Raw genomic sequence first — 23,516 nt, 5'->3', positions numbered from 1 at the left:
GGGAGTTCCTAAAATGAACCGGAAAAAAGCATCTGATTTCAACCCGAAATTACTCGAATTATACGACGGATACGTTCATGGGAAAATGACAAAACGAGAGTTCCTGTCCAATGCGACCCGTTATGCTGCGGCGGGTGTCGCTGCCACGGCAGTCCTTGAAAGTTTGCAACCAAATTATGCACTTGCACAACAAGTTGCCCCCGATGACCCCGACATTGAAACGATGACGGTGGAGTATGAAAGCCCCGAAGGTCATGGTACAATCAAAGGTCTTATGGCAAAGCCGGCCGGTGCTACTGGAATGCTCCCCGCCGTTTTGGTTGTGCATGAAAATCGCGGTTTAAACCCCTATATCGAAGACGTCGTGCGTCGACTGGCCAAGGCGGGGTTTCTTGCGTTTGGCCCCGACGGATTGACACCGCTTGGCGGCTATCCCGGAAATGATGACGACGGGCGCGACATGCAAAAAGAACTCGACAGCACCAAACTGATGGAAGACTTCTTTGCCGCCTTCGAATTCCTTGTGGATTACGAACAAAGTACGGGCAAAGTTGGGGTTGTGGGTTTCTGTTATGGCGGCGGTGTGTCTAATGCATTGGCGGTGGCCTATCCAAATCTGGCGGCGGCTGTGCCTTTCTATGGACGCCAACCCACGGCCGAAGAGGTGGCCGCGATTGAGGCCCCCCTCCTCATCCACTACGGTGAATTGGACGAGCGCGTGAATGCAGGTTGGCCCGCCTATGAGGCCGCTCTGACTGCGGAAGGGAAAACCTACGAGGCGTTCATTTATGAAGGCGTAAATCACGGGTTCCATAACGACACAACGCCGCGCTACGACGAGGCCGCAGCAACACTGGCATGGGATCGCACCCTCGCCCATTTCGAAAAATACCTAAATTAAGCTCATCATAGGCATCTGCGTAAATGCCGGTGCCTATGAGATTTTGTGGCAATGTTTTAATCGAAACCTTTAGAAATCGACGCTGATGCGACGTGTAATGCCGACTTCGATTTTCAGGCTTTCGTCCGACCCGCCAAGGACGATTGGCGAATTCCCAGCGTCGCCCATGAAACGACTATAACCAGCAACAGCTTCAATCCCCCAACGTTCGTTGAAATCGTACCGCGCGCCCAACACCACGCCAGCCGAAACGAGTCCGCCATTCGGGTCGTATTCAGAATATTGGCTCGCGGCGGCCTCGTCCGCTGTGACCCCAAAATATGTCTGGGTATATTTGTCGCTCCCAATCAGCAATCGGGGGCCGAGCGTCAGTGTCCACCCTTCGGCGGGAGTTGCTATAACGTCAAAACCAGCCTCGCCGACAAAGGATTGGTGCCCAAAGAAGCCATATCTAACATCGGCAAAGCCGCGAAAATGTTTTTCCTCGTAGCCAACCCCAAAGCCAAATTCCTGTGTCCAATCCACATCCGATAAGCCGGCCAACTCAGGGTAATCCGCCGAATTCCGTTCGCCGATAAACCGTGCCGAGCCGCGTAAGCCCCAGCCAGTCCGATATCCAACGGTCTGTCCTGATCCGTACTCAAACCCATTCGGGAACCGAACATAGTCAAATCGAACCGAACCTCCCGGTCCGTTTTCCAAATCTGAAGACCCGAAATACGCCGACTCTCTTTGAGCGCCAAGTCGTATCCCAATAACCATATCTGGGTCCGCAGAATCCAAATACCCATTCTCGTCGAAAACACTGAGGGTTTCTTGCGCCACAGCCGGCAAAGCGAGCAACGAGGCACCCAGCGTAATCCAGATGCGCGTGTCGGAAATTTTGAAGCGAGCCAAATGAAACCCCTGTTGAATTTGAGAAGAAAGCCGGAATAACCAGCCTCAATCCTATCACAAAGCACGAACAAGTAACTTATAGAAATCCACCCCTTATGTAGAGTTTTCCAGATGGGTATTTCTAACACATACCCTTGTTTTACTATCGGTACCTTCGGGGATCATAAGCCCCGCGTCCCTTGTATTGATCTATCCTGTCCAACACATTTACATTGTTCAAAACCGTAACCATTTATTTTCTAGGGGAAAATTGTTGATTGTTGCGACACGCCCCTTCGCTTAGACTTTCCAAAAAACTGGGAATGCAGGAAGCTTCCCTTAGACTTGGGGAACATCATGGCTTCTTTCGGCGACGCAAACACCGTGCAAAACGAGCCTGGACCGGCCGCACTCCACCTCAAAGTGACCTATTTGCCGTATATCTACGGTAGCCTGTTCCTGCTTTTCATCACACGAATCGTCGCGATCTTTCTATTGCCGCTGACGGATACCACCGAGTCGCGCTATGGTGAGATCGCCCGCAAGATGATTGAAACCCGCGATTTCATCACCCCACAGTTTGATTACGGCATTCCGTTTTGGGGCAAACCGCCGCTACATACATGGCTCTCCGCTGCGGGTATAAACCTCTTTGGCGAAAACGAATTTGGCGCGCGAATTTTTATATTTTTAGCCGCGCTCTTGCTGCTCCTTTTCTTCTATAAGTGGGCCAAAACCATTGTTGGCACCAATGCCGCCTTGATCTCTGTTTGCGTTTTGTCGTCTACGGGATTGTTTTTCGGGGCGTCGGCATTTGTTATGACCGATTTAGCGATGGCTTTTGGAACGACTCTCTCGATGATGGCGTTTTGGTCGATTACGACACAGGGCAAAGCGGCGCGTATCGCAGGGCATCTCTTCTTTGTCGGGCTCGCAATTGGCATGCTGGCTAAGGGTCCTGTTGCGGTTGTCCTCACGGGCATCCCAATTTTCCTTTGGCTGCTGATCGGCTGGCGCTGGCGTGTTTTGAAAAACCTGCCGTGGATTACGGGGATGTTGCTTGCCGTCGTCCTCACTGCGCCGTGGTACTATCTCGCCGAGCAGAAAACACCCGGCTTCCTGCGGTATTTCATTATCGGCGAGCATTATGAACGGTTTGTTGTCTCAGGGTGGCAAGGCGATTTATACGGGTCGGGACATTCGCGCGCCAAGGGCAGCATTTGGCTGGGTTGGATTTTGGCGGCTTTGCCGTGGTCGCTTATTGGCGGATACGTGTTGTTTTTCCCGCGTAAATTGCGCGCGGCGTTCAGGCTGGATAGCGCGGGTCTTCGCTCCTACTTGCTTCTGTGGACCATCGCGCCGATGATCCTCTTTACGCCTGCGGCCAACATTTTGGCGTCCTACGTCCTCCCCGGCCTGCCCGCCGCGGCGTTGTTGTTAACGATACTAACCATCGATATTTTTGGCGCCACACCGACGAAAACAGTGCGCATTCTGTTTGGCTCTGGGATGGCACTCATGATCGGCGTCTTTGTGCTGCTCTGTGCCGTCCTTGCGATTTCTCCCGACAGTCTGGACCTTCGCTCCCACAAATTGACTGTCAAAATCGCATCCCAACGCGTTGAGGCCCCCGTCTTTAACCTTTTGGGTGGCAGAAGTTATTCTCTTGAGTTTTACACCAAAGGCAAGGTTCAGGTTTTGGCGGATTTCGATGCGATTTCCGGCCTAGCTGACAATGGTAAGGCCGATGTCCTTCTTGTCGAACCGCGGCAGAAAGCGGAGGTTGAACAGGCCTTCGGTGACAGGTTCACATACCTTGGTGAATTCGGGCGCAAAGCCGTTCTGATCGAAAAAATTGAGGGTAATTAGATGAATGCCACGAAAACACATAAGGCCCCCGCAATCGACACGTCAGAATTGACGGTGAATCCCCACCTACCCGACCTCTCCATTGTGGTGCCTGCGCATAATGAGGAAGGCAATATTGAGCAGACCATCAATGCGATCATGTCGGAAGTGGTGCGCCTCAATATTTCCACTGAAATTATCGTTGTCGATGACGGAAGTGCCGACGCCACCTTCAAAACCGCAAGCAACATGGGCCAGCATTTCCCCGTTTCGGTCCTGCGGTTGTCGCGCAATTTTGGTAAGGAGCACGCGATTTCGGCGGGGTTGAGCGCGTCCACCGGCAATATCGTGGCGATCATCGACGCAGACCTGCAAGAACCCATTTCCTATTTAGAAGAAATGCTGGGCGAGCTTAAAAATGGCTATGAAATGGTCTATGCTGTGCGCGGAAATCGCGACGATGAATCCGTTCCAAAACGTTTATTTACTTCGGCGTTTTACAAGCTGCTATCAATGGGAAGCGATGTTGTCATCCCGCAAGACGCCCGTGATTTTCGCGTGATGAACCGTAATGTTGTCGATGCTTTATGTGCCCTACCCGAACGTAACCGCTTCATGAAAGGGCTATATGGATGGATTGGTTTCAAGACCAAGGCTGTCCCTATTGAAATGAAACAACGCACCTCTGGGCGCTCAAGTTTTGGTTTCAGCGCCCTTTTCAAACTGGCCCTCACGGGTATTACCTCCTTCACCAATTTCCCGCTGCGGGTTTGGACGGGTGTCGGGAGTGTTTTGGCTATTCTCTCAATTCTATATGGCCTTTGGATCTTCGCCAAAACCATCATTTGGGGCGTTGATACCCCCGGTTTCGCTACGATTACCGTCGCGATCTTCTTTTTGGGGGGGATTCAGTTGATCTCAATTGGGGTGATTGGCGAATACCTTGCGCGCGTTTTCACCGAGGTCAAAGGCCGCCCCGGCTTCATTGTCGCCGAGATTTCACGACCAGAAAATCAGGACGATTGATGCTCAAAAGTGTTCTGAAATTCGGACTCGTTGGCGGCTTGGCAACCTTGGTTCATATCACGGTTGGCATCCTGTGGATTCGGTTTGGATTGAACCCTTTGGTCGCAAATTTCCTCGCCTATATTACCGCGCTTATTGTGAGTTTTTGGGGCCACCACAGCTTCACCTTTAACAATCACAACCTCCCCTTGGGCAAGACGGCACCTCGTTTCTTAACAACGTCGGCGCTCGGGTTTTTGCTGAATGAATTGATCTTGGCGAGTTTTGTCGGGCTCAATCTTATGTCCCCGTCGAGCGCCCTCGCTTTGGCCACTCTTTTGGTCGCGGGTTTCACATATCTGTTGAGCAGGCGCTGGGTTTTCAACGGTCCCTCACACTAGTTCGCCGCCACCTATTCCTAGGCAGCGGCGATAAGGACGTCTTTAGAAACGCTTCGTGTTTAAGCCATGCGACGCACAGCTTAGATCGATCAACCTACGACGTTATAGCCGCGGCCGCGCATACAGTTTCTAACCAAGACTTCGCGGTTAGAGTTGTTCTGGAGTGCGCTCCCAGTAGCGCCGACGAGCGCTCCGATTGCGACACCACGGCCAGATTGGTACGTGCTCCCTTTTGAAATCGCGGATGCGGCGCCACCAACGGCAGCAGCTGTTGCGACCGTACCGATAGTACCTTCGTCAACAAGTGGCTGGGAGGCCGCGAGGTTTTGACATTGCGAGAGATCGTAGTTGTAGTTTGCACTCACTGGCCCGTCGATGATCGGCGTATAACCCGCCCCTGTATTCGTACATGCGGTGGCCAAGAATAGAAGTGGCACGACTGAAATTTTCGTAAGTTTGAGCATGTTAATTCCCTTCAGAATTTTGATGACCTTGGTATCTTGTTCACTGAGGGGTTTCCTCAGCATACGTTGACTGAAACCAGTCTAGCCTAACCACTAGGAGCAATCCACTCAATTTCTCGAAATGGAGCGCCTGCCGTAGCGGTCGCAAAAACGGCAAATTACCCTTACCTTTCAAACTATTAGAGCAGATGCTTTCCCAACATCACGTGCCATTGTTATCGGATATCAGCCCGAAGAAATTGGATATCAGCCCTAACCTTCAGCAAAAAATTGCTATTTCAAGCGGAAGAAAAATTCCCAATACCAACTGCCGTCTGAGCAAGAACAAAAAATTTTAATTACTTAGAAAGCGCGTTGGTCAAAACAATATGGATTAAACCGCCCTCTCAGCCTACATGTTAACACATTGTTAATAAATGAAATGGGCGGAACTATCAGATGATTAGGAAAACATCATCCATTCTCTGCCTTGTTTTGGCGGTATTGAGTGCAAGCCTCTTTGTCCGCCATGCATCGGGTGAGAATATAACCGCACAGAATAATGGCCGTGAACAGGTGACGGTTTCCGGCTCCCTTGTTACGCGGGCCAATGGCGTTGACTGCCCGCAAATCAAAACCAAAGACGGAACGCTCATCGCTATTTCGTATATTTCGCCAGAAATTCCGATTGGAACGCACGTCGTTGTAAGCGGATTTTACGCCATCGTAACCGACTGCCTCGGACCTGTCGTCGTGGCACAAAAAACCACTGTATTTTAACGAGGACGGAAAACCCAAACGTCGATGCCCCCCTGCCGGTCGCCGTTTGAGTTTTAAATTTTACCAAACAAGGATTTCCGAATGCCCCATCCAATTGTAAATGACCCAATGCTGAGCCAACAATGGCATCTTCGCAATTCGGGGTCTGGGCTGTTTGATCTTAATATCGTTGGCGCCAATGGGATTGAGTCCCTTTGGGACGACTATACGGGCGCAGGTATCAACGTATTCGTCATCGACAACGGATTTGACTATACTCACGAGGATTTGGCGGCCAATTACGCCACCCTTCTCGACTATAATTTCACCGATGATGATGACAACCCCTTTGGCATCGCAAGCAATTCGCATGGCACTGCGGTCATGGGTATCATTGGCGCGGTTGGAAATAACGATATCGGCACAACAGGTATCGCCTATGAAGCTACGCTGGTTGGGTATCGGATTGAAAACTTCATTGGCGACGCTTGGTTGCAAAATGTCCGCGACTCAATCGCGAGTGCCGCGACGGGTGGCGCTGATGTGGTGAATATCAGCCAAGGCATCGCAAACGACACCAGCTCTGAATTCGGCATAGGATACGATGCGACGCGATTCACCGAGATTGACGCGTCGATCAGCCTTGCCGTTTCAACGGGACGCGGCGGGCTTGGAACAACCATTGTTAAATCTGCGGGCAATTCGCGTGGGGCCCATTATGATGTCAATTCTGACCCTTGGACCAACAACACCCAGCAAGTCGTTGTCGCCGCCGTTGATCAGGACGGTTTTATCTCCAGTTATTCGTCTTATGGTGCTGCCAATCTGATTTCCGGTTTTGGCAGCTCGGGCGAAGTTGTCACCACGGATCGCACCGATAACGAAGGCTATACCACCACAAACTACATGAGCACGTTTAACGGCACTTCGGCTGCGGCACCAATGGTCGCGGGCGTTGTTACCCTCATGTATGATGCCGAGGAAGGTCTTGGCTGGCGCGATGTCCAGACGATTTTGGCCTATACGGGGCGGCACGTCGGCAGTGTTGTCGACAACGCCACGTTTGCAGGTTCCGAACGCACACCGTGGCACTTTAACGCCGCCGAGAATTGGAATGGCGGCGGTCTGCACTACAGCAATGACTACGGATACGGCCTTGTCGATGCGCATGCGGCGGTACGGTTGGCTGAATCATGGCTCACTATGGGAGCCGCACAAACAAGCCTCAATGCGCGGGGGAGTTTGGCAAGCGTTGCTGTCGCGGCCACGATCCCTGACGAGAATGCCACCGGCACCAGTTTCGAACTCCAAGGCGGGGAAGCTATTTTGGTGGAACGGGTCGCCGTCACGCTGACGTTCTCGACAACGTTTCTGGGTGACATGGTGATTTATCTAACCTCGCCGGAGGGAGAAGAGCACCTGTTAATCGCGAACCAAGCGGGAGGTGCCGTTTTTGACGGCGCTTATACGTTCGAAAGCCAAGCTTTTCGCGGCGAACGGAGCGACGGCACTTGGACTGTGCGGATTGCAGACGTTGGGCCAGGCGACATTCTAACTGTTTCGGACATTGTGCTGACCACCACCGGATCAGAGATTTCCGCCGATGACCGCTATATCTTTACCGATGCGTTTTCCGATTATGCAGGCATAAGCAACCACCGTGTCGCCTTTGACGACACAAATGGCGGCGCCGACTGGATCAATGCCGCTGCGGTCACAACGGGGGTAACCCTCAATTTCGCCACAGGCACAGGGGTGATTGACGGCGTCGCCATAACCGTTTCGGGCGTTGAGAATGCCTATACGGGCGATGGCAATGACCATGTCGAGTTAGGGGATACCGCGACAACGGCCCATCAAATTCACCTTGGGCGCGGAAATGATTCCGTGGAGGTGACAGCCGAGACCATCGACTGCCTCTGGAACACTTATGACGGCGGACAGGGGAACGACACGTTCTATTTCCACGTTGTTTCACAGTCGTCGGGGCATGTTATCAACTTGGAAGATGGCGTCATAACCCATGACGGCGTGGCCCAAGCTTCGGTTGCGCGTTTTGAGAATGTCAACGTATCCGGTGCTGCTGGAAGTATCGGCACTTCCGCTCAGAACGTGTTTTACGCTCAAGGGAATTTCGGCAATACAATCGACGGGCGCGGCGGAAATGACTTCATCAACGCGGGGGGCGGCAACGACTATCTCATTGGCGGGCTTGGGGCGGATTACCTCAATGGCGGGAACGGATTTGACCGTGCAGAATACTTGGACGCGACAACTGGCATTCGCGCAGACTTGCAATATTCCAGCGCAAATACGGGTGAGGCCGCAGGAGATACATATATCTCCGTTGAGGGCCTTGGCGGATCTATCCACAATGACATCTTACTCGGAGATGCGGGCGGAAATTCCCTCCTTGGGCGCGCGGGAAACGATGGTCTTTATGGCCGAGGCGGTACCGACACACTCTATGGCCAAGCGGGTAACGACCATCTGGAGGGCGGCGAAGGAAACGACGCATTATATGGCGGGGCCGGAACGGATGTCGCACAATACACCTATGCCACAAGCGCTGTGTGGGCCTTTCTCGAAACGGGGGGGACCCTTGGGGATGCTGCAGGGGACACATATTTTTCGATTGAAAACCTCTCGGGATCCAACTTCGACGACCGCCTCATTGGCGATACTGGTGCAAACACGCTTGTAGGTCGCTTCGGAAACGACGTCATTTTCGGACGCGACGGCGACGACGCTCTTGTTGGAAACCAAGGCGATGATCGGCTTGAGGGGGGAAATGGGGCGGACGTCCTTTATGGCGGCACCGGCATGGATCAAGCGCAGTATTACTACGCCACAAGCGGTGTGCGCGCCGATCTCGTTTTAACGGGCACCAATACGGGGGCTGCAGCTGGCGACACGTATCATTCTATCGAAAATATGGTCGGCTCTGGGTTCAACGATGTGTTGGCTGGCGATGGGACTACCAACACGCTTTGGGGCGTGAATGGAAATGACTCGCTCTTGGGACGTGGCGGCAATGACACGCTCATTGGGGGCAACGGGAACGACTACCTCGACGGAGGTACGGGTTCCGACAGGCTCTACGGCGGATTGGGAATTGATCGCGCAAACTACATTAATGCGGCGAGTGGCCTACGCGTCGATTTGCAAATTACGTGGTCCAATACAGGGGAGGCCGCAGGCGACACTTACTTCTCCATCGAAAACATTGGCGGCTCCAACCACAACGACCTTCTGATCGGAGATGCGGGTGCGAATTTGCTTCTTGGGCGCAACGGCAGTGACACGCTCTATGGCCGAGAGGGTGTTGACAGGCTCTATGGTCAATACGGCCAAGATCGCCTCGCTGGTGGCACAGGAAACGATTTCCTAAATGGCGGTGTTGGCGCGGATACATTTATTTTTGGCACAGGATCGGGAAGCGACTTTGTAGACGATTTTGTGGTGAATGTGGACAGGATTGAGATTTGCTCGGGCGCAAACAACTATTCCGATCTGACATTCACCACCGCAGGAGCGGACACGATCATATCCTTCTCGAACGTGGCCATTCGACTGGATGATGTTTTACCGGGGCAACTCGACGAGGGCGATTTCGCTTTCGTCTAGTCCAAAAGGATGTCCGCTTTCAACGGGAGTTTGGCGATGAGGTCCGCGTTCACCAGATCATTGCCCTGTGCCCGTATGAGGGCCGCCGCGGGCGACAGGCCCTGCCCTAACCAGCGCTCTAGGAGGCGTTGCTGCAAGATATCCCGTGACACCTTCAGCCGAAGAGAGATATCCCAAAAGGCCACCAAATCCCGCCAGTCTTGAGCATCAAACAAAAGATAATTCCCCTCGACGATCACTGTGTCACAAGCCTTATCGACGCGCCCTTCTGCGGCAATCGCGGCATCCAATGTGCGATCAAAAATTGGGTAGAAAACCTCATCCTCAGTCTGAATCCGCGCGACTAACATCAGAAACCCCCTGACATCAAAGGTTTGCGGAGCGCCCTTTTGGGCAAAATTTCCCTGCGCGTGTAATTGCGTGTTGCCCAGATGAAACCCGTCCATTGGTAAAACCCGCGTGTCACACCCCGCCGCCGTCATCCGATCGGCCAAATCCTGTGCAAGGGTGGATTTCCCGCTGGCGGGTGCCCCCGCGAGCGCCACAAGGCGCCGCCGCCCCTTGCGTGGAGCGGCGAGGAGTGTGGTGCAAATCGCGTCAAGGTCCCTCATTCAGAACCTTCCGGTGCGTCTTTTGCGCCGGTCATAAAGGCCACGGCATCCGACATTGTATAGTCTTTGGGATCAATAACACACAGACGTTTGCCCAACCGATGCACGTGGATGCGATCCGCGACTTCAAACACATGCGGCATGTTGTGACTGATGAGGATAATCGGTATCCCGCGCGATTTCACGTCTTGGATCATCTCAAGAACTTTTCGACTTTCCTTGACCCCAAGGGCCGCTGTTGGCTCGTCCAGAATAATAACCTTGGAGCCAAACGCCGCCGCCCGCGCCACGGCCACCCCTTGGCGTTGCCCGCCAGAAAGGGTTTCCACGGCTTGGTTGATGTTTTGGATGGTCATAAGGCCAAGTTCCGTGAGTTTTTCGCGCGCCGCTTTTTCCATGGCAGGGCGATCCAATTGGCGCAGGAATTTGCCGCGAAACCCCTTCTTGAGGAGTTCGCGCCCCATAAACATATTATCCGCAATCGACAAAGCGGGTGACATGGCAAGGGTTTGATATACCGTCTCAATCCCTTCCTTACGGGCTTCAATCGGGGAGGCAAAACCGATCTTTTTGCCTTCGAGAAAAATCTCGCCTCCGTCGGGTTGCACCGCGCCAGATATGGCCTTGATAAGGGTGGATTTTCCAGCGCCATTGTCGCCAATTACCGCCAGAATTTCGCCCGGCATAAGATCAAAGTCACAGTTATCAAGCGCCGTGACGCGGCCGTAGCGTTTCACCAGATTGCGGGCGTATAAAATGGGTTCCATCAGACTGATACCTTTCTAATCCACTGGTCGACGGCCACAGCACTAATGATGAGGACGCCAATCAGCAGATATGTCCATTGTGCGTCGGCTCCCAACAGGCGCAGCCCCATACTAAAGACCCCCACGATCAACGCGCCAAACAACATACCCACAACCGAGCCGCGCCCGCCAAAGAGCGAGATGCCGCCAATCACAACCGCTGTGATACTTTCGATATTTGCCAATTGCCCTGAGGTCGGAGACACAGACCCGATCCGCCCGATCATCGCCCATCCGGCGAAGGCGCAAATTAGCCCAGACAACATATAAACCGAGATCAATGTGCGCTTAACATTCACGCCTGAAAGCTCAGCCGCGTCCGGATCATCCCCGACAGCATAAACATGCCGCCCCCACGCGGTTTGGCGCAGGACATAGGAGAGGAAAAGAACCAGCAGAACCATGAACATGGTCCCGAAGGTAAAGACCGCGCCGCCAATTTCCAGCTTTTCCCCGAACAAATGCAGCAATGGTGCGTTCTCGGAGATGTCTTGGCTGCGAATAGTTTCATTGGCCGAATAAAGGAAATTCGTCGCCAAAGCGATTTGCCACATGCCCAAAGTCACGATGAACGGCGGCAGTTTAATATACGCCACAAGCCAGCCATTAATGAATCCGACAGCCGTTCCCACCGCAAGGCCTAGCACAATCGCGAGTTCAACAGGCATCCCATAGCGGAAGGTAAATTGGCCCATCACGACCGAGCTGAGCACCATGATCGCCCCGACGGAAAGGTCGATGCCCGCCGTCAAAATGACCAGAGATTGGGCCGCGCCCACAATACCAACGATTGTGACCTGTTGTAAAATCAACGTCAGTGCGAAGGGTGAAAAGAACTTTGATCCCAGTAAAATGCCGAAAATCGCAAGGGAGGCCACCAAGACCACCATGGGAACCAAAGACGGCGTTTCATGCAGCGCATGTTGAATGCGGCGCATCGGGGACGTGTGGTCTTGAGAAAACGACGCAACAGTATCAGGACCGGCGACAGTGGTTTTCGGTTCGTTGGATAGGGGGGGCATGGGAAGCCTCTCTGCCAAATGTAGCACAAAAAGGGGCGGGCCTTGGCACGCCCCTTTCACAGACTGAAGGTTTTATGGTCTAAAGATCAACCCCAGCAGAGGTCTTTGCCTGCAACCGTATCGATTGACTCAACACCCTCGACGGCCTGATCCGTTACCAAAGCAACACCCGTGTCATAGAAGTCCTTACCTGGTGTCATAGCTGGCTTTGTTCCGTCTTTGGCCCAGTTGTTGATGGCTTCAACACCCAAAGCCGCCATGCGCAATGGATACTGTTGCGACGTCGCACCGATCACGCCATCTGCTACATTGGCCACACCAGGGCAGCCGCCATCGACAGAAACGATCAAGACATCATTTTCGCGACCAAAGGCCTTGAGCGCCTCATAGGCACCTGCGGCAGCGGGTTCGTTGATTGTGTAAACCACATTGATCATTGGGTCTTTTGCGAGAAGGTTTTCCATGGCTTTCCGGCCACCCTCTTCGTTGCCCGCAGTGACGTCATTGCCAATAATGCGTGGGTCGGTTTCATCGCCCCATTTGTTTGGGTCGCCCAAATCAATACCAAAGCCTTGAAGGAAACCTTGGTCGCGCAACACGCCAACTGAAGGCTGGCTTACAGCGAGGTCCAACATTCCGATTTTAGCGTTTGCCGCTTCTGCGCCAAGCTTGGCGGCGGCCCATTTGCCAATCAACTCACCGGCCAGAAAATTGTCGGTCGCAAAAGTAGCGTCCGCCGCATCAATCGGCTCAAGCGGTGTATCCAGAGCAATCACAACAAGGCCCGCGTCCCGCGCTTGCGTCACTGCAGTTACAATAGAAGACGTGTCGGAAGCCGTAATGAGGATACCTTTGGCACCGTCTGCAATACATGTTTCGATCGCCGCAACTTGGCTCTCGTGATCGCCATCAACACGACCTGCGTACGACTTAAGAGTCATGCCCAATTCGGCAGCTTTTGCTTCGGCACCTTCACGCATTTTCACGAAAAACGGGTTCGTGTCGGTTTTGGTAATCAAGCAAGCGCTTACGTCTTGCGCATAAGCGCCGCCAGCGGTTGCAGCGACGGTAAGTGCTGTACACATCAATAGTTTTTTCATGGTCTTCCTCCCAAAAAGATCAACGGATTTATCAATGAAGTGGGCTCCTCCCTCTCCAAAACTGCGCCGTTTGAATTCGCAAGTTCCCCTTAAGGAAGCCTGATTCCCCCAAAGCTGTCAATAAATAAATAAACTTTATTTATTAATGAAAGAATGCCATCTTCCTTCCTAGAAAGGAGCGCGCTATGGTCAACGGTATGGACGGGAGCAAAATCAGAGGCTTAAGTGGCGGCGTGAATCAGAGCGGGGTTCGTAATCATAACGAACGCCTATTGCTCTCCATGCTTCAACGTCACGGCGCGATGCCGGGCATTGATCTTGCGCGCCACTCCGGTCTTTCCCCGCAAACGGTATCCGTGATCCTGCGAAAGCTCGAAAAAGACGGTCTCTTGCGACGTGGTGACCCTATTCGCGGCAAGGTGGGCAAACCCTCCATGCCTATGGCCTTAAATCCAGATGGCGTGTTCTCGTTTGGCCTCAAAATAGGCCGTCGCAGCGCGGATTTGGTGTTGATTGATTTTATGGGTGTTATCCGCCATGAGCTCAATAAAACATACTCCTACCCGATACCCGACACGGTCTTTGAGTTCCTCCAAGAGGGGCTTGATACGATCGCATCCAGAATGTCCGAGGGAGACCGCCGTCGCCTCTGTGGAATTGGAATTGCGGCACCATTTGAGCTGTGGAAATGGCATGATTTGGTGGGGGCGCCCTCGGAGGAATTTCAGGCCTGGCAGCACATCAATATCGCCCAAGAAGTTACCCGATTTAGTGACCTCCCCGTGTCGATTGTTAACGACGCTACAGCCGCCTGTCGTGCGGAGCACCTTTTTGGCCGCGGAAATGAATTTCGCGATTACGCGCATTTTTTCATCGGGTCGTTTGCCGGTGGCGGCATTGTATTGAACAACACGGTTTTTGAAGGAAATCAGGGGAACGCAGGTGCGCTGGGATCTCTTCGCAGTACAGGTCCCCTCGGCGAAAGCCGCCAACTTGTCGACGTCGCGTCTCTGCATTTACTCGAAGGGCGCCTCATTGAAGCCGGTCTCAACCCAGAGGTTTTGTGGCGCCATCCCCAAGATTGGTCTACCCTCACACGTTACGTCGACCCATGGATTGGGGAAACCGCCCAAGAACTCGCCAAGGCCGCCCTTTCGGTGTGTTCGGTTATCGATTTTGAAGCCATTTTGATTGACGGCTCCTTCCCCGAAGATGTCCGCACCGAACTCGTTGAACGTGTACAACGCTATCTCGTGAACCAAGACACGCGTGGCTTGATCCCCCCGCAAATTGTGCAAGGTCATGTCGGAGAAAAAGCACGTAGTATCGGGGCCGCCAGCACCCCGATTTTCAATCTTTTCCTCCTCAACACCAACGCGGGTTTATCGGCGAACTAAACACATCCGGCAGGGTATTTGGTGATGGGTTGCTTAAACCGCTTGTTTCTCGTCCACAATCTCCGCAAAGCGCGTAAAGAATTTTCCCGCCAGTTTCTTGGCTGTACTGGTCATAAGACGGCTGCCCAATTGAGCGATTTTTCCACCGATATCCGCTTTGGCCGTATATTTCAGAAGGGTATTCTCTCCGTCTGCCTCAAGGATGACATCGGCACCGCCCTTGGCAAAGCCCGCGACCCCGCCGTTGCCGTTGCCCGTAAGCGAAAACTGATGCGGTGCGCCCGAAGTGTCCAAAACTACATTGCCTAAAAATCGCGCTTTGACGGGCCCTACTTTCAACACAACTTTGGCTTCAAGCTCGGTGTCCGAATGCTTGATGAGTTCCTCGCATCCTGGGATGCACTCTTCAAGGATTTTAGGATCGTTCAGGGCAGCATAGACAACGGATACAGGAGCGTTGATAAGGATTTCGTCGTTTAATTCCAAGGGAGTATTCCTTTAGCAGCAGGGAAATTTGATACCGGCAAGAAGCTCGGTCTGTGAGGGTGTTAGTTTGGGAAAAATGCGCCTAAAGAGCGGTGTAACGAGGCGCGTTTCGACGATTTTGGGCTCTATTTCCAAAATCAGTGGTTTAACAATTGACGTCATCGGGGTCCCCTTTTGCACGCTGCAATTCGCGGCGTTTGAGCACAACTTCAGACAGGATCGAAAGGGCGATTTCATCAGGCGTGATCGCTCCAATATTGAGACCCGCAGGCGACTTAATTTGATCCAAAGCCAGCTGTGACACGCCCGACGCGATAAGGCGGGTAACAAGGGTTTCAAATTTGCGGCGGCTCCCAACAAAGGCCGCAAATTTTGGCGCAGCTTTGATTGTGGCACGCAGCGCGGCCTCGTCACCATTGCCCTGAGTTGCGATGACAACATATAGCAGCCCCGAAGTGGGCGCGGCAAAATCATGTTTTCCGTCCACAGAATGCGACACCGAAAAATCGAACCGCTCCGCAAGGGCAACGAGCTCTTTTGCCACCGGACCTTCACCAAAAACAATCAACTCGGGTTGCGGCAAAACGGGTTCCACAAAAATGTCCATCGACCCTTTGGACGGGCAGCCATTGCGGGCAAATTGAACGCCTTCGCGCGTTTCGCCCGCGCTCAAACCTTCTGCCGCAAGGATTTCTTCTGGTCGCAACGAGATAAACTGCGTGCAGCCCTTCGACAACGCGGCCTTCGCTGCATTCCTTACTGCGGAACGAATACAGCCGCCGCCAACCCAGCCATCGGTGATGGTGCCGTCAGCCAAGATAATCGCCTTGGATCCGGGTTTGGCCGATGTTGCGTTGACGGTGCGCACGACCGTGGCAATGGCAAAAGGCTGCCCCTGCGCGCGCAAATCTGACGCGCGGTTTTCAAATGAATGACTGCTTATACCCATGCCAGTTCCCCCTCTAATTTCGCCAAACTCTCAAGCGTGTTGGCCGCCGCAAACATATCCAAATACGGTAAGGCGGCCGCCATTCCTGCGGCAACAGGCGCGTAATCTTTCCACCCCTTCAGGGGGTTAAGCCAAATAATCTTGCATCCGCGTTTCTTGATATCCTTCAGGGCCTGCGCAAGGGCGGCGGGCGGGTCGGTGTCGTATCCATCCGAAAGAATGATCACCACGCTGCGGCCCGAAACGAACCGCCGCGCATAGGTGCGCGCGAACAAATCAAGGTTCGTCCCAATCTTGGACCCGCCGCCAAACCCATCGGCCAGCAGCGTCAATCGGTTAAGCGCGCGCAACGGATCATCGTCGCGCAATGCCCCCGTGATCCGCGCAAGACGCGTGTGAAACAGATAGGCATCAGCCGTCGCATCGGTGCGGATCAAGCCGGCCAAAAAGGACAGGAAAACACGAGAATAAACCGTCATTGAACCCGAAACATCACAAAGAGCAGTGATTTGAACGGGGCGTTCGGGGCGGCGGCGGCGCGGCAAGCGGATAGGCTCGCCACCAGTTGACAGGCTTTGCCGGACCACTTTGCGAAAGTCGAGCTGAGCGCCTTTGCACGCGGCCACGCGACGCCGAGACCGGCGGTCGCGCATCGCGTCCGCCATCCGCCGGGCCACTAATGCCGCGTCCTGTATATCTTGGGGCGAAACCAACTCGCGCATGTCTTTTTTCATCATGTTCTGAACGCCACTCGCAACAAGGCGGCCTTCGCCATCGGATGCGGCATCGCCCTCGCCCTGCCCCGTGTCTGGACTGTCGATTTGGCCCGCTCCGGCGCTTTGTTGGCCAGTATCTTCCTGATTGGTCCGCGTGTGTTTGGCGACATTTTCATTCGGACTTTTCACCACTTTGCTGCGGATTCGCCCTTCGTTGCGCCAGTAGGCGTCAAACAGCATCTGAAAGCGTTTTGCGTCATCTTCGCAAGCCGCGCAGACCGATTTGAGCGCCAGAAACACCTCCGTCATATCAACCGCTTTGATATGCGTAAGCGCCTCGATGGCCGTTTGCGTTTCCGAAACGCCCAAGGCAAATCCATGTTCTCGCAAATGGGCTACAAACCCGAGAACGCGGGCGGTTGCACCTGGATCGCGGCCTGAAAAACGCGTGACTTTGGTCATGCCGCTTTCCCCGCGAGACGTTGGGCCACTTCGATGGGAATATTCGCGCGGTCACTTTGCGTTTTGAGCAATGTCACCAATGTCGCACGTAAAATCTGCGGATTCTCATTGAGATCATTGATCCCCAATCCGGTCAGTGCAGCAGCAAAATCCAACATTTCCGCGACGCCGGGGGTCTTTTCCAGCTCTTCTTTTCGTAAAGCTTGCACAAATCCAACAATTTGCGCCGCAAGCTTACCATCAATATCGGGGCACCTCGCCGCCAGAATTGCCAGTTCGGTTGCGCGATCTGGATACTCAACATAGGCGTAAATACAGCGCCGCCGCAGCGCATCAGACAGATCGCGTGTGCCATTGGATGTCAGGATTACGTGAGGCCGCGATTTAGCGGTCAGCGTGCCAAGCTCCGGCACAGTTATTTGAAAATCAGACAGAACTTCCATCAAATACGCTTCGAATTCTTGGTCGGCACGGTCGATTTCGTCGATCAGTAAAACGGGCGACGTTTCCTGACGAATGGCTTGCAACAATGGACGCTCCAGAAGGAATTCCTCCGAGAAGATCCTCTCTTCGACGATCGCTCCTGTTTTTCCGTCCTCGGCTGCCGCACGGATTGCGAGCAATTGCCGCTGGTAATTCCATTCATAAATTGCGTGGCCCGCATCCAGCCCCTCATAACATTGCAACCGAATTAGCTTTGTGTCCAAGGCCGCAGCCAATGTGCGCGCGACTTCGGTTTTCCCAACGCCCGCAGCGCCTTCAAGCAACAAAGGGCGGCCAAGTTTTAGCGATATATGCAACGCCATAGCGAGATCAGAGGACGCAATGTACCCCTGCTCTGCAAGCTGCGATTTGAGTGTTGTCCAATCAGTCATAATGGGTCTGTCGGGCGACACTCGGCCGCCCGACAACTCCTTTTCTAGCTGTGCAAGCCAAGATCATTGGCGATTTTCCAAATACGCCATTGATCGTGCGGCATGTGCGACTGTTTCAAGCCAAAGGGCCGGAAGGCATCGTGTACTGCGTTTGAAAACGCTGGAACGCCACCCACATTGGGGCTTTCTCCTACACCTTTTGCACCGATCGGGTGATGCGGGCTTGGGGTTTCGGTGAAGTCGGTTTCATAGGTTGGTGTTTCCCATGAGGTCGGCAAGAAGAAGTCCATCAGCGTGCCAGTTTTGACATTGCCGATTTCGTCATAAGCAAGCTCTTGGCCCATCGCGATGGCATAGGCTTCGGTTGCTCCGCCATGCACTTGGCCTTCGATAATCATCGGGTTGATACGGGTTCCGCAATCATCCAACGCATAGAATCTGCGCACTTCATGCGTGCCCGTGTCGACGTCGATTTCCATAACACAGATATACGCCCCAAACGGATAGGTCATGTTGGGCGGGTCATAATAGCTGACCGCCTCCAATCCTGGCTCAAGCCCTGGGATCGCCTGATTATAAGAAGCATAGGCGATTTCCGTCATGGTTTTGAACTGCTCAGGAGCGCCTTTGACGATGAAACGATCAACGTCCCATTCCAAATCGCCGTCGTGAACCTCCAACAGATAAGCCGCGATCATCTGTGCTTTGGCTCGAATTTTGCGACCCGCCATGGCCGCCGCAGCGCCCGCAACAGGAGTTGAACGCGATCCATAGGTTCCAAGTCCGTAAGGAGCCGTATCTGTATCGCCTTCCTCAATCGTGATGCTGTCGGCAGAAATGCCAATCTCGCTCGCTAGAATTTGAGCGAAGGTTGTGGCATGGCCCTGCCCTTGGGAAATCGTTCCCAAACGCGCAATTGCGGACCCTGTTGGGTGAATGCGAATTTCGCAACTGTCAAACATACCCATTCCAAGGATGTCACAGTTTTTCACCGGTCCCGCTCCCACAATCTCGGTAAAGTGGCTCAGGCCAATGCCCAGAAGTTTCCGCGTTTCGCCGCGCTTAAACGCTTCGACACGCTCGGCTTGCTCAACGCGCAAAGCGTCATAATCGACAGCTTTGAGCGCCTTTTCCCAAGCCGTGTGATAGTCGCCCGAGTCGTATTCCCACCCAAGGGCGGATTGATACGGGAACTGATCTTTCTTGATGAAATTCTTGGCACGCAATTCGGCGGCATCCATGCCCAACTTAATCGCGAGGACTTCGATCATCCTCTCAATAAAATAGGCCGCCTCCGTAACGCGGAAGGAACAACGATACGAAACGCCGCCCGGTGCTTTGTTGGTATAAACACCATCAACGCCGAGGTAAGCCACAGGAATATCATAGGATCCCGTGCAAATACTCATGAAGCCCGCTGGGAATTTGGTCGGATCGGCGCAGGCGTCAAAAGCACCGTGATCGGCGGTTACTTGGCAATGAAGGCCTGTGATTTTGCCGTCTTTGGTGGCGCTAATTTTGCCTTTCATCCAATAGTCACGCGCGAAGGCGGTGGCCATCAGATTGTCCATCCGGTCTTCGATCCATTTCACAGGTCGCCCTGTAACAATCGAGGCCACGATGGAGCAAATATACCCAGGGTAAACCCCAACTTTATTGCCAAAACCACCGCCAATATCGGGGGAAACTACGCGGATGTTGTGCTCTTCGATCCCAGACAGAAGCGACGCTACCGTCCGCACCACATGAGGCGCTTGGAAGGTGCCCCACAGGGTGAGTTTGCCGTTAACCTTGTCCATCGACGCGACACAACCGCATGTTTCCAATGGGCAGGGATGCGTGCGATGATAATACACGGTTTCTTCGGCGACGACGTCAGCATCGGCCATAACCTCGTCTGTCGCCGCCTCGTCACCAACTTCCCACAGGAAGATATGGTTGTGGTGTTTACGCGCACCATGCGCCCCACTTGTCTGGCCGGCAAGATCTTCGCGCAGCACAGGCGCATCAGGCAAGAGCGCCTTAAATGGGTCCGTGACAACAGGCAGCTCTTCATACTCGACCTCAACCAAATCGATGGCGTCGGCGTTGATGTAGCGGTCTTCTGCGACCACAAAAGCAACTTCTTGCCCCTGAAACAGAACCTTGCCATCGGCCAGAACCATCTGCTTGTCACCGGCCAGTGTCGGCATCCAATGTAAACCTAACGGCTCCAAATCTTTGGCCGTCAAAACAGCAATCACACCTGGAAGCGCCATTGCGGCTTCGATGTTGATCGACTTGATCTTCGCATGCGCATAGGGCGAGCGCACAAAATCGCCAAACAGCATTCCGGGCATCTTGATGTCGTCGACATAATTGCCTTTGCCTTGGGTAAATCGCACGTCTTCGACGCGTTTGCGGGAATGGCCAAGACCTTTGAGTTTCGTGGCGCGCTCTACGCTTGTGGGGGTTTGATCATTCATTCTGCCGCCTCCTTGGCTGCGTTCATTTCTGAGGCTGCGGCCATGATTGATTTGACGATATTTTGATATCCGGTACAGCGGCACAGGTTGCCCGCCATTCCGAAACGTACGTCCTCTTCGGTCGGCGTCGGGTTTTCCTGAAGCAGGCGGTGCGCTCGAGTAATCATACCAGGAGTGCAAAAGCCGCACTGAAGCCCGTGGTGCTCCCGAAATGCATTTTGCAGCACGTTCATTTCACCAAGCGGCGAAAGGCCCTCGATTGTTGTAACCTCGGCACCATTGGCTTGGGCCGCAAAAACCGTGCAGGACTTGACGGATTTACCATCCATTTCAACGGTACAGGCCCCGCAATGCGAAGTTTCGCATCCGATATGGGGGCCAGTGACGTTCAGTTTTTCCCGCAACACATGGATGAGGAGTTCGCGTGGCTCAACCAGCAGCTCTTCTGCCTTGCCGTTGACTGTGAGTTTTAAGTGCATTTTGCTCATGTTTTTCTCCTACGCAGCCGCGATGGCGCGGGTGATCGCGCGCGTGATGACGATGGAGGCCACGTGCATTTTAAACGCAACTGGGCCACGATTATCTTCGGTGGGGTCAATATCGGCCAGCGCATTGGCGACAGCGTTTTTGATATCGTCCGTGCTGCATTTGGTGCCAACAAGTGAGGCACTCGCCGCCTCGGACCAGATCGGAGTGTCGGAAAGATTGGTCATCGCAATTGATGCCGCAGTACAGGTTCCGCCATCCATTGAAACAAGCACCGCACAGGCCGCCGTCGCATAATCGCCGATTTTGCGCTTTTGCTTTTCGTAGGCATACCCGCCGCTTGTTGGATCAAAGCTGACCAAAACAAGGATTTCGTCGTCTTCGCAGGCTGTCACATAGGCGGCCTCGTAAAAATCACGGGCCTTCACCTCGCGCGTCCCGTCTGGCCCCGCCAACGTAAATGTCGCGTCCAAGCATTGCATGATGCCCGGCATGTCATTCGCTGGATCGCCGTTGGCCACATTACCGCCAATCGTGCCGCAATAGCGCACTTGTGGGTCGGCGATTTGCAGCGCAGCCTCGCGCAAAATGGGCGCAGCTTTAGCTAGCGCGGCGTCGGCGATTAGGGAGTGCTGCGTGACCATTGCCCCAATGGAAATTTTGCCGCCGTCAATGTTGATCGCCTTCAATTCGGCGATATCTTGCAGGTCAACAAGGTGAGTCACGGCCGCCATCCGCAGCTTCATCATCGGGATCAAACTGTGCCCCCCTGCAAGAACCCGCGCCTCATCCCCTTGTTCGTGTAAAATTCCGACCGCTGATTTTACATCGGCGGGGCGGTGATACTCAAATGCTGATGGTATCATTGTCGACCTCCCTAATTGTCTAAATTGATTGGGGAAAGTCTGTACCTAAAGCGGCGCGGTCCACGCATTTGACGCACCGCTTGGGTCGAAAAACTCACGAAATGCGAATAAGCTGCGCGAGTTGCGATCTAGATGAGGCCAAACGCCGTTCGGACTTCGGCCATCCGCGAGCGGCTCACGGGGACGGCCCCCAAGGCGGGGCAGCCCGCGAACAAACAAACGCCTGAGTCCTTTTTACGCTCGAAACTCGTGACGTGTTCAGGGTTAATCAGGTAGCTGCGATGGCAACGAATAAAGCTTCCCTCAAGCAGTCGGCTCTCCGCTTCGGTGATCGACCATGGGCAGAACAGTTTGTCGCTCCCTGTATAGATAATACTATAATGGCCCTCCGCGCGCAGGGCCGCGATTTCAGAGGGACGAATGAATTGAACATGCCCATCTTTTTGATAGGGCACTGAGGTTGTGGGAGAGGCCGGTTTTCCTTGCTCAACCAACGGCTCCGTCGCCGCAGGAGCGGGAATAAAGGTCACCCCGAGCAACAAAAAACCACCGCAGATAAAAAACGCAATAAGCGTGACGATCAAGGCCAGCGTTTCGTTGTCGATGAGGGCCGCCAACGGCCCCACATCATCCACCTCCAAGTAGTTCGTTCCAGCCATCGCCAAAAAATGCACCGCGCAAACGGCGGTCCCAAAGGTGAGCGTTCCCAAAATGATACTGCGGTGCGTTCGTTCGCCGTAAGCGATTGCAAAGGTTCCAATGCCGAGTACAACCGACGACGCGACCGCGACCAAGATACCAAATGGGGTATAAACCGCCGTACACAGCTGCATTCCCGACATGCCGATGTAATGCATCGCCGAAATCCCCAATCCGGCAATCGTTCCCGCCAAGATAATGCTCAAACGTGTTCGTTTGCGAAAATGCATAACTAACAAAGCGATACCGACCACAAGAATCGCCGTGAGGGCTGAAATCAAGGTTGTCAGGGCATCGTAGTAAAACAGGATCGGCAATTGCAGCCCAAGCATGGCCACAAAATGCATGGCCCAAATACCGCCGCCCAAGGCCACCGAGGCCATCGCGATCCGCTGTTTACGCTGATTTTCAGGCAAAAGAGAGACGCCACGCGTCAACGCCAACCCCGTAAAACTCGCCATAAGGGACACAGCGACGGCGGCAAAGACAAACAGATAGTTATGTGAATAGTCTAAAAACACTCCGTCTCCTCCCGCGGCGTGAAATGTACAATTTGTGCTCATTGCTCGTCTATCGACAGTGACCTTGTCAAGGTTCAACACCGTCGGAGACTTCACGCCCCAGAGGTTCACTGCTGCCAACTTTGGTTCTATGCTCTAGATCTCCGCCTTGAGGGGCCTGGTAATCTTGCTGTGTAGCGGCGACACCCCTCGCGC

The 23,516-nt window shown here is 53.6% G+C and carries 21 protein-coding genes; 7 read left to right on the top strand and 14 right to left on the bottom strand.

Translation table 11 applies throughout. The features are described from left to right. Nucleotides 1-13 precede the first annotated feature (13 nt). A complete protein-coding gene (yghX, locus tag AB9F26_RS04475) occupies nt 14-901 on the top strand; it encodes a YghX family hydrolase (protein WP_335584745.1) in 888 nt (295 codons plus the stop codon). Between the two features lie 69 nt (nt 902-970). Here yghX and AB9F26_RS04470 read toward each other — a convergent pair whose 3' ends face one another. Further along, on the bottom strand, nt 971-1,798 hold the full coding sequence (locus AB9F26_RS04470; RefSeq protein WP_369767378.1) for a MipA/OmpV family protein: 828 nt from the start codon (nt 1,796-1,798) through the stop codon (nt 971-973). 336 nt (nt 1,799-2,134) lie between these two features. Here AB9F26_RS04470 and AB9F26_RS04465 point away from each other — a divergent pair, with 336 nt between their 5' ends. From AB9F26_RS04465 to AB9F26_RS04455, 3 genes are read left to right on the top strand one after another with little or no spacing between them, the layout of a single operon-like run. Further along, complete coding sequence (locus tag AB9F26_RS04465; protein ID WP_369767377.1) at nt 2,135-3,646, top strand: ArnT family glycosyltransferase; 1,512 nt, start codon at nt 2,135-2,137, stop codon at nt 3,644-3,646. Continuing rightward, the gene (locus tag AB9F26_RS04460) at nt 3,647-4,651 is read left to right on the top strand and encodes a glycosyltransferase family 2 protein (protein WP_335584742.1); all 1,005 of its coding nucleotides are present in this window, start codon (nt 3,647-3,649) and stop codon (nt 4,649-4,651) included. Continuing rightward, nucleotides 4,651-5,031, top strand: a complete 381-nt coding sequence (locus AB9F26_RS04455; RefSeq protein WP_369767376.1) for a GtrA family protein — start codon at nt 4,651-4,653, stop codon at nt 5,029-5,031. Before AB9F26_RS04460 ends, AB9F26_RS04455 begins: the two co-directional genes overlap by 1 nt. 89 nt (nt 5,032-5,120) lie before the next feature. Here AB9F26_RS04455 and AB9F26_RS04450 read toward each other — a convergent pair whose 3' ends face one another. After that, complete coding sequence (locus AB9F26_RS04450) at nt 5,121-5,495, bottom strand: glycine zipper family protein (protein ID WP_039001195.1); 375 nt, start codon at nt 5,493-5,495, stop codon at nt 5,121-5,123. Between the two features lie 438 nt (nt 5,496-5,933). On the opposite strand from AB9F26_RS04450, the gene AB9F26_RS04445 reads away from it, so the two are divergent. Continuing rightward, nucleotides 5,934-6,254 carry a hypothetical protein gene (locus tag AB9F26_RS04445; RefSeq protein ID WP_335584740.1) on the top strand — a complete coding sequence of 107 codons (321 nt, stop codon included), beginning with the start codon at nt 5,934-5,936 and terminating at the stop codon, nt 6,252-6,254. Between the two features lie 81 nt (nt 6,255-6,335). Beyond that, nucleotides 6,336-9,860 carry a S8 family serine peptidase gene (locus AB9F26_RS04440; protein ID WP_369767375.1) on the top strand — a complete coding sequence of 1,175 codons (3,525 nt, stop codon included), beginning with the start codon at nt 6,336-6,338 and terminating at the stop codon, nt 9,858-9,860. Here AB9F26_RS04440 and AB9F26_RS04435 read toward each other — a convergent pair. The 4 genes from AB9F26_RS04435 to AB9F26_RS04420 all read right to left on the bottom strand — a co-directional run bounded on the left by AB9F26_RS04435 (nt 9,857) and on the right by AB9F26_RS04420 (nt 13,399). Then, a complete protein-coding gene (locus AB9F26_RS04435; protein ID WP_369757474.1) occupies nt 9,857-10,471 on the bottom strand; it encodes a nucleoside/nucleotide kinase family protein in 615 nt (204 codons plus the stop codon). The two genes, AB9F26_RS04440 and AB9F26_RS04435, sit on opposite strands and share 4 nt — an antisense overlap. After that, nucleotides 10,468-11,238 (bottom strand): ATP-binding cassette domain-containing protein, encoded by a 771-nt coding sequence (locus tag AB9F26_RS04430; RefSeq protein WP_039000432.1) that lies wholly within the window; start codon nt 11,236-11,238, stop codon nt 10,468-10,470. The genes AB9F26_RS04435 and AB9F26_RS04430 overlap by 4 nt, the downstream gene beginning before the upstream one ends. Continuing rightward, nucleotides 11,238-12,299 (bottom strand): ABC transporter permease, encoded by a 1,062-nt coding sequence (locus tag AB9F26_RS04425; protein WP_335586962.1) that lies wholly within the window; start codon nt 12,297-12,299, stop codon nt 11,238-11,240. Before AB9F26_RS04425 ends, AB9F26_RS04430 begins: the two co-directional genes overlap by 1 nt. 86 nt (nt 12,300-12,385) lie before the next feature. Then, entirely contained in the window at nt 12,386-13,399 is a 1,014-nt protein-coding gene (locus AB9F26_RS04420; RefSeq protein ID WP_335586963.1) for a sugar ABC transporter substrate-binding protein, read from the bottom strand. A 197-nt stretch (nt 13,400-13,596) separates the two neighbouring features. Here AB9F26_RS04420 and AB9F26_RS04415 point away from each other — a divergent pair, with 197 nt between their 5' ends. Continuing rightward, nucleotides 13,597-14,796, top strand: coding sequence for an ROK family transcriptional regulator (locus AB9F26_RS04415; protein ID WP_039000449.1), 1,200 nt, complete (start codon nt 13,597-13,599; stop codon nt 14,794-14,796). A 33-nt stretch (nt 14,797-14,829) separates the two neighbouring features. Here AB9F26_RS04415 and AB9F26_RS04410 read toward each other — a convergent pair whose 3' ends face one another. From AB9F26_RS04410 to AB9F26_RS04375, 8 genes are all read right to left on the bottom strand, one after another. Continuing rightward, nucleotides 14,830-15,282 (bottom strand): CoxG family protein, encoded by a 453-nt coding sequence (locus AB9F26_RS04410; protein WP_369755542.1) that lies wholly within the window; start codon nt 15,280-15,282, stop codon nt 14,830-14,832. 145 nt (nt 15,283-15,427) lie between these two features. Beyond that, nucleotides 15,428-16,231, bottom strand: a complete 804-nt coding sequence (locus AB9F26_RS04405; RefSeq protein WP_369767374.1) for an XdhC family protein — start codon at nt 16,229-16,231, stop codon at nt 15,428-15,430. Further along, the gene (locus AB9F26_RS04400; RefSeq protein ID WP_369767373.1) at nt 16,222-17,409 is read right to left on the bottom strand and encodes a VWA domain-containing protein; all 1,188 of its coding nucleotides are present in this window, start codon (nt 17,407-17,409) and stop codon (nt 16,222-16,224) included. Before AB9F26_RS04400 ends, AB9F26_RS04405 begins: the two co-directional genes overlap by 10 nt. Then, nucleotides 17,406-18,284: a MoxR family ATPase gene (locus tag AB9F26_RS04395; RefSeq protein WP_335586873.1), complete on the bottom strand. Its 879-nt coding sequence runs from the start codon at nt 18,282-18,284 to the stop codon at nt 17,406-17,408. Before AB9F26_RS04395 ends, AB9F26_RS04400 begins: the two co-directional genes overlap by 4 nt. A gap of 44 nt (nt 18,285-18,328) precedes the next feature. Next, complete coding sequence (locus AB9F26_RS04390; protein WP_335586874.1) at nt 18,329-20,749, bottom strand: aerobic carbon-monoxide dehydrogenase large subunit; 2,421 nt, start codon at nt 20,747-20,749, stop codon at nt 18,329-18,331. Continuing rightward, on the bottom strand, nt 20,746-21,237 hold the full coding sequence (locus AB9F26_RS04385) for a (2Fe-2S)-binding protein (RefSeq protein ID WP_039000424.1): 492 nt from the start codon (nt 21,235-21,237) through the stop codon (nt 20,746-20,748). The genes AB9F26_RS04390 and AB9F26_RS04385 overlap by 4 nt, the downstream gene beginning before the upstream one ends. Before the next feature lie 9 nt (nt 21,238-21,246). Further along, entirely contained in the window at nt 21,247-22,101 is an 855-nt protein-coding gene (locus AB9F26_RS04380) for a xanthine dehydrogenase family protein subunit M (protein WP_335586875.1), read from the bottom strand. 128 nt (nt 22,102-22,229) lie between these two features. After that, the gene (locus tag AB9F26_RS04375) at nt 22,230-23,321 is read right to left on the bottom strand and encodes an MHYT domain-containing protein (protein WP_335586876.1); all 1,092 of its coding nucleotides are present in this window, start codon (nt 23,319-23,321) and stop codon (nt 22,230-22,232) included. Nucleotides 23,322-23,516 lie beyond the last annotated feature (195 nt).

Source organism: Falsihalocynthiibacter sp. BN13B15 (assembly GCF_041205415.1).
Classification (GTDB): Bacteria; Pseudomonadota; Alphaproteobacteria; order Rhodobacterales; family Rhodobacteraceae; genus Falsihalocynthiibacter; species Falsihalocynthiibacter arcticus.
This window is presented reverse-complemented; position numbering and strand designations above follow the sequence as displayed.